The organism is Streptomyces solincola (assembly GCF_002982015.1).
GTDB classification, from domain to species: Bacteria; Actinomycetota; Actinomycetes; order Streptomycetales; family Streptomycetaceae; genus Streptomyces; species Streptomyces solincola.
In genome coordinates this window covers 1-6,195 of record NZ_PVLV01000358.1, presented here as the reverse complement: position 1 = coordinate 6,195, position 6,195 = coordinate 1, and the positions used below count along the sequence as shown (strand labels likewise).

General features: G+C 75.9%; 4 protein-coding genes and 1 pseudogene. All 5 read right to left on the bottom strand.

The window, feature by feature from the left end; all coding sequences use genetic code 11:
- Positions 1 to 594 (bottom strand): annotated as a pseudogene (locus C6N75_RS21525) (ABC transporter ATP-binding protein); the annotation flags it as partial.
- Positions 591 to 2,429, bottom strand: coding sequence for an ATP-binding cassette domain-containing protein (locus tag C6N75_RS21520; protein ID WP_105870551.1), 1,839 nt, complete (start codon positions 2,427 to 2,429; stop codon positions 591 to 593). The pseudogene C6N75_RS21525 and the gene C6N75_RS21520, both read right to left, overlap by 4 nt.
- A gap of 227 nt (positions 2,430 to 2,656) precedes the next feature.
- A complete protein-coding gene (gene ramS / locus C6N75_RS21515; RefSeq protein ID WP_105870550.1) occupies positions 2,657 to 2,785 on the bottom strand; it encodes a mycelium formation morphogenetic lantipeptide SapB in 129 nt (42 codons plus the stop codon).
- Positions 2,786 to 2,843: 58 nt separating this feature from the next.
- Positions 2,844 to 5,489 carry a class III lanthionine synthetase LanKC gene (gene lanKC, locus C6N75_RS21510; RefSeq protein ID WP_105870549.1) on the bottom strand — a complete coding sequence of 882 codons (2,646 nt, stop codon included), beginning with the start codon at positions 5,487 to 5,489 and terminating at the stop codon, positions 2,844 to 2,846.
- A gap of 244 nt (positions 5,490 to 5,733) precedes the next feature.
- On the bottom strand, positions 5,734 to 6,129 hold the full coding sequence (locus C6N75_RS21505; RefSeq protein WP_105870548.1) for a VOC family protein: 396 nt from the start codon (positions 6,127 to 6,129) through the stop codon (positions 5,734 to 5,736).
- Between the last annotated feature and the right edge of the window lie 66 nt (positions 6,130 to 6,195).

Below are 6,195 nucleotides of genomic sequence, written 5' to 3'. Positions count from 1 at the left end.
GGCCGCCATCGGCGGGAAGGTGGCGGCGAACAGCACCAGCCCGGCCAGCAGCGGGGGCAGCACGACGGCCAGCAGCCGGGGGTCGAGCGCGGCCATGCCGAGCAGCGCGCCGGCCGTGGTGAAGACGAAGGAGCGGGCGGTCAGCACCAGCCCGGCGAAGCTGTCCCGGGCGATCTCGGTCTGGTGGGTGAGCCGGGACACCGCGGCGGTCGGGTCGGCGCGGGCCGGATCGGCCAGGGCCGCGCCCAGGGCCTGGTCCACCGCCCGGCGCACCAGTCCGTCGCGCAGCGGCTCGACGAGTCCGGCCAGCGCGGCGAACACCCCGCGGACGGCGGGCCAGCCGAGCAGCACCGCCGCGGCGGCGACCGCCAGCCAGGCCAGCCCGGCGCCGGTGCGGCCGGCGAGGAAGCCGTCGTCCAGGGCGCGGGCGACGCCGTAGCCGCCGAGGAACGTCTGGACCGACTCCAGCAGGGACCAGCCGGACAGCGCGACCAGCACCCGTCCGCGTCCGCGCAGGAACCGCCGGCCCTCGGGCAGCACCCGGCGCAGCGCCCCCCGCTCGCCCCGCTCCCCCGGCTCGCCCCGGCCGCTCATCGCGCGACCTCCGGATCCGGTTCGGCGGCTGCCGGATGGGCGGCTTCGCGGTCGGCGGCTTCGCGGTCGGCGGCTTCCGGTTCGGAGCCGGTGAAGACGGCCCGGTAGGCGGGGTCCCGCCAGAGCAGGCGGTGCGGGCCGGTGGCCCGGACCCGGCCGGCGTCCAGCCAGACGACCAGGTCGGCGCCGGCGGCGGTGGACAGCCGGTGGGCGACGACCAGCCGGGTGCCGGCGCGCACGTCCCGGGCGAGCGCCAGCTCCACCTCCCGCTGGGTGACGGTGTCCAGGCCGGACATCGCGTCGTCCAGCACCAGGAGCCGCCCGGCGTGCGCGAACGCGCGGGCCAGGCCCAGGCGTTGGCGCTCGCCGCCGGAGAGCGGGGCGTCGGCGAGGAGGGTGTCGTAGCCGTACGGGAGCCGCTGGACGAAGCCGTCCGCGCCGGCCGCGCGGGCGGCAGCCCGCACCTCGGGGGCGGTCGGGCGTTCGGCGCCGAAGGCGATGGCGTCGCCGACGGTGGGTCCGAACAGGGCGGGGCGTGCGAACGCGTGGCCGACCTCGCGGCGCAGCTCCTCCTCGGTGAGCTGCTCCATCGGCACCCCGTCGAGCAGCACCCGTCCCCGGTCGGGGTCGGTGAGCCGGCCGGCGACGGCGGCGAGCAGCGACTTGCCGGCGCCGGAGCGCCCGACCACCGCCGCGGTGGCCCCGCCGGGCACGGTCAGGGTGACGTCGTCGAGGACCGGTGCGCCGTCCCGGACGACGGTGACACCGGTGAGTCGCAGGGCCCCGGGTCCGCCGGCGGGCAGGCGCAGGGGGCCGTGGAAGACCGGGGGCAGGGCGGCCGGTTCGGCGGTGCGGCGGGCCGCGGCCCGGCCCTTGACCAGGGCGCCCAGGACGGCGGCGACCGCGCCGATGCCGGCGGCGAGCGCGGCGTACCGGGAGGCGGCGACCAGCCCGCCGACGCCGAGCTGCCCGGCGGCCAGCCGGATGCCGCCGACGGCCAGCACCAGGCAGACCAGCAGCGGCATGAGCACCCCGCTGCGGGCGACGGCGCGCCCGTAGACCAGCCACATGGCGCGGCCTTCGGCGCCCAGTCCGGGCAGGCCGGCCAGGACGCGGCGGCGCTCCCGCTCGGCGGTGCCGGCGGCGGCGACGGTGTGCGCGCCGGCCAACACCTCGGCGAGCCGGTCGGCGATGCCGGCCTGGATGCGCTGGTAGCTGGTGACGGCCGCGGAGGAGGAGCGGGCGAAGGCGCGCAGGAGCAGCACCAGCAGCGGGACGCCGAGCAGGAAGGCGGCGGCGGTCCAGAGGTCGATCAGCACCAGGGCGACCAGTGCGCCGAGCGGCGGGAGGACGGCGGCGAGGGCGCCCGCGGCGGCGGCGGGGACGGTACCGGCCTCGGTGGCGTTGGCGGTGAGCCGGGTGGCGAGGTCGCCGGGGGCGAAGCGGTCGGTGGCGCGGCCCGGCTCGGCGGCGAGCAGGGTGCGGAGCGCACGGGTGCGCAGCCAGGCGGTGGAGCGGGCGTTGACGGTGCCGGTGAGCTGGGCGGTGAGCGCGTCCAGCAGGATCTCGGCGAGGACGAGCGCCGCGCAGAGGGCGACCCAGCGGCCGGCGGCCGGGTCGCGGTCGAGCAGCAGGTCGAGGCTGCGGCCGAGGACGGCGGGCTCGGCGAGGGCGGCGACGGCCGACGCCACGGAGCAGAGCAGCACCGCCAGGCTGCGTCCGCGGCTGTGTCTCAGGGCGCCCCGCAGGGCGCGGTCGCCGGACGCCGTGGTGCGCTGCGACGTCCGAGACGCTCGGTCTCCGGTTGCCGGGGCCTGTTTCGGTGCGGAGGTCATCGTGGCGGTGTCCTCCTCGTGGCGTCCCGGGTCGGGCGGCGGGCGCGGGCGTGCGGGCGGCCCGCGCCGGCCCGGTGGTCCGGGCGCGGGGCGGGCCGTGTCCCCGCCGGCCGCCGGCGGCGACGGTCGGCGGAGGGACCGGGTGGCCCGGGCGGCTGTGCGTCGTCGCCCGGGCCGGTGTCCAAGACCGGCCGCACGGTGTCGGCACCGCGCGGCCGGCCGGAGCGTCAGTTACAGGTGGTGACGGAGAGGCTGCTGTCACCGCAGAGCAGCAGGCTGGCGCGGCTGCCGGTGGCGACGTCGCCCATGGCCTCGTCCTTGGGGGTCTCCATCGACTGCAGGTCGAGAAGCGTCATCGTCTTTTCCTTTCGATCATGGGGACGGTGTGCGGATGGTGGTGCTGGGTGGTGCTGTTCACGATCCCTGGCTGGGACCGGGCTGTGGGCGCCGCTTGGGCGGCGGGAGGAAGGGCAGGTGCACGTCTCCGTGGGAGGCGGCGCTGCCGAGGGCGAGCAGGCAGCCGGCGGTGCCGGTGGCGAGGTCCATGGACAGTCGCATCATCTGCTCGCCGGGGAAGGCGAGTTCACCCCGGTAGGGCACCGCGTGCCGGGCGAGTGCGTCGATCTGCCGCCGGACGTCGGCCTCTTCGGTGCCGGGTCCGGGCGCGGTGGTCCGGCTGAGGTGCAGCACCATGCCGGCCGCGCCGCGGAACAGTCCGGGCTGGGCGTAGAAGGTGGCCTGCGCGGCCTGCACGATCTCTCGGCGGGCCCGCTCGAAGTCGGGGTCCTCGCGGTGGGCGAGGTAGTCGTCCAGCACCATCCCGATGCCGACGCTGCCCGCGCCGAGGTAGGGCATGGTCCGCCAGCCCTCGTCGACCTGGAGGGTGCCGGAGGCGCTGGTGACGCAGCGGGCGAGGTCGCGGCGGAGCGCGTCGGCGGCCCGGTCGAGCAGGGCGGGGTCGCCGGTGCGTTCGTAGAGGCGGATGAAGAGCAGGGCCGGTCCCGACGCGCCGTACAGCAGTCCGGCGCGGTTGATGCCGGGTACGGCGTCGGCGACGAGTCCGGCGCAGCGCAGGGCGGCTTCGTGCAGGGCCGGGGTGCCGGTGGAGGCGGCCAGGGAGTCCAGGGCGAGGCCGACGCCGGCGAGCCCGCTGTGCAGGTCGGGGGCGATGTCCTGCCAGGGCCGGGCCTGGGCCGACTCGGCGAGTTGCAGGGCTTGTTCGGGGTGGCCGAGGCGGTCCAGCGTCCAGGCGAGGCCGGCGAGTCCGTCGTAGAAGCCGACCGGCGTGCCGGATTCGGGTTCCTTGGTGCGGCGCAGCAGCCATTCCTCGGCGTCGGTGTGCCGGGGGGCGCCGGTCTCGGCGAGGGCGTAGAGGATCCCGGCGGCGCCGTAGCCGAAGGTCAGCCCGCCGCCGGCGGCGGCGAACTGGGCTATGTCGCCGGGGAAGTAGCGGTCTTCGCGCTCCGGGCTCGCGGAGGCGAGCACGGCGCGGACCAGGGAGTCGCGGCTGCGCGGCCAGTCGCCGGGCTGGACGGGGAGGTACGGTCCGTCCGCGCGGTCGGGTGCGCCTCGGGTGATCTCGGCGACCGCCTCGTCCAGGAAGGCGCGGTCCACCGGGAACTGCTCGGCCGCGATGTCGGCCAGGTGCCGGGCCTTGTTCAGGTCCAGTGGCAGCAGGCTGGTCAGCGGTATGAAGAGGGCGAGCCGGAGGCAGGCCAGCGCGTAGCGGTCGACGTCGAAGCCGCGCCGGTCGGCGGGGGCGACGAAACCGGGGTTGGCGACGGTCTGCCGGCGTCCCTCGTCGATGTGCGCTGCCGCCTCGAAGTCCAGCAGGGCGACGGACTGCTCGTCCTCGGCGACCATGATGTTGAACAGGTGGAGGTCGTTGAAGACGACTCCGCGGCCGTGCACCGCGTCGACGGCCTGCTCGACCAACCGGTAGACGCGCAGCGCCCATTCGGTGTAGTCGGCGAGCGCCTCGGGGCTCGGGTCGGCCTCGATGAGCGGGTGGCGGCGGGCGAAGAAGGTGTTGAGGGGCTTGCCCTCCAGGAACTCCATCGCCAGGAAGTGGTGGTCGCCGACGGTGAAGGTGCCGCGCACTTCGGGGGTGCAGCCGAGGCCGGACAGCCGTTCCAGCGCGGTCTGTTCGCGGCGCAGCCGGGTGACGGCGTCGGCCCCGTCGGCGGCCAGGCCGGCGTGCGGGCGGGCCTCCTTGAGGACGACCTTCTCGCCGGTGGCCCGGTCGCGGCCGATGTAGACGCCGCCGCCGTTGGAGAAGTGCAGGGCGCTCTCGACGGTGTACGGCAGTTCGGCGACGGTGACGGCGGTGCGGGCGTCCAGGTGCGGGGTGAGGAAGGCCGGGGGCTCCACCCAGTCGGGTATCTGGAAGACCGGGCCGCGCAGGTCGGGGACCAGTCTGCCGTCGGGGCGCTGGACGGCGGGGCGCAGTTCGCCCTGCTCGTCGTAGCAGTGCCGGCGGGTGAAGCTGCCGTAGCGGACGTGGACCGGTCCGGCGCCCCAGCGCAGGTCGCTGAGGATGTACGGGCCGGGCTCGCCGTCCAGCAGGGCGGCGAGGTCGTCGGCGGTCGCCTTGAGCTGCGCGTCGTCGGCCGGGTAGACGGTGATGAACTTGCCGCTGGCGGCCCGGTCGGCATACTTGGCGTTCCGGTTGTGCAGCAGGTAGCGGCTGGGCACGAACTTGTAGGCGATCCCGCGCTCCTGGCAGTAGCCGGAGACCCGGGCGAGGATCGACTCGGCGTTGCCGAGGCAGGCCGAGATGTGGATCTTCCAGCCCTGGGCGGGGAGTTCGCTGTCGACCGGGCGCAGCGCGAGCCAGTCGCCGCTGCGGTGGCGCTGCCAGCCCGCCGGGGCCGGCGCGAGGGCCGCGGCGTACTGCGCTCCCCTGCGGTCGTTGCCGGCGGGGGTGTTGCCCGCGGCGGCGGCGGTGGCCGGTGCGGTGTCCGCTGTTCCGGCGGTCGCGGCGGTCTCGCCGGTGAGCCGGTGCGGAGCGTCGTAGAAGTGACGGTCGGCGTCGCAGAAGGCGGCGTAGCCCTTGATCACACCCACTCCCTCCGTCGGCGTCTCCGCGTTCTCGGCGGTTCCGCGTTTCCCTGCTGACGAGGTAGACGTTGTCATCCGGCGGGGGTGGGCCAACAGTCACAGGCGTCAGCATCCGACTGTGCGAAACGCATGAGTAACCTTCCGGTCGCACGCGGTGGCCGGCGGCCGGGAACGACTGACGGGCGCGTCCGCTGTCGCGGAGGCGCCCGTCGGGTGGTGGCGGCGTGCGGTGTGCGGCGGTCCGTCACCTGCTGGTCCGGCCCTCCCGGGCGGCCAGGGTGAAGGAGTGGCCGGCCGGGTCGGCGTAGGTGCGCACGTCGCGGGGGCCGGAGTTGTCGCGGGCCTCGATGGGCCGGGCGCCGAGGCTCACGGCCTCCCGCTCGGCCTCGTCCATGTCCTCCTCGGCCACCAGGATGTGCAGGTGGGCCTGTTGGGAGTCGTCCGGGCGCGGCCAGCTCGGCGGTGCGTATCCGTGGTCGCGGCGGATCGCGATGCGGTTGCCGTCGGTGCCGATGACCTCGACGAAGTCGGGGTCGGTGCCGCGGTGGACGGAGGCGTCCAGCAGCTTGGCGTAGAAGTGGGCGAGGTCTTCGGGTTCGGCGCAGTCCAGGACGAGGACGCTGGTCTTGGCAGTGGTCATGCGGTGCTTGTGCCCCCGTTGGCCCCGCGCACCCGGCCGTACGGGTAGGGGGTGGCGGTGGGGGTG

Bases quoted from the DNA above. Each gene is read 5' to 3' on its own strand.
- C6N75_RS21520 (WP_105870551.1), bottom strand. From the start codon at position 2,429: ATGACCTCCGCACCGAAACAGGCCCCGGCAACCGGAGACCGAGCGTCT.
- ramS (WP_105870550.1), bottom strand. From the start codon at position 2,785: ATGACGCTTCTCGACCTGCAGTCGATGGAGACCCCCAAGGACGAGGCC.
- C6N75_RS21505 (WP_105870548.1), bottom strand. From the start codon at position 6,129: ATGACCACTGCCAAGACCAGCGTCCTCGTCCTGGACTGCGCCGAACCC.